Annotated in this window: 1 protein-coding gene; it reads right to left on the bottom strand. The window is 65.1% G+C overall.

The genetic code is table 11. The annotated features are described in order from the left end of the window. Positions 1-292: hypothetical protein (locus EOB49_RS35190; RefSeq protein ID WP_127383564.1), on the bottom strand; the 292-nt coding region annotated here is incomplete at both ends.

The raw sequence follows: 292 nt of genomic DNA, 5'->3' as shown, positions 1-292 counted from the left end.
GACCTGCAGGCCGACTTGCTTGCCCGTGAGTTCGAGTTGGGCGCCCTTGTCATTGGTCATGATGATCACCTGGGCTCCCTTGCCGATCGTGCCGCCGCCGCCGGCTGCTCCGTAGACCCCGGTCACGTCGCGAGCGCGGCGGATATGGCGAACCGTGCCGCGAAAATATGTCTTGGACACGCCGAAAGCCAGGCCTCCGGACACGGCGCCGATCGAGATCGGGTAGCTCTTGCCATGGAAGGTGAAGGTGCCCTTGCCGCCGGAGCCGCCGACGAAAAACGCCGCCTTGTAG

Origin of the sequence: Mesorhizobium sp. M7A.F.Ca.MR.148.00.0.0, from assembly GCF_003997735.1 — a bacterium.
In the GTDB taxonomy this organism is placed as follows: domain Bacteria; phylum Pseudomonadota; class Alphaproteobacteria; order Rhizobiales; family Rhizobiaceae; genus Mesorhizobium.
The sequence above is the reverse complement of the archived record's forward strand: the minus strand, read 5'-3'. Positions and strand labels throughout refer to the sequence as shown.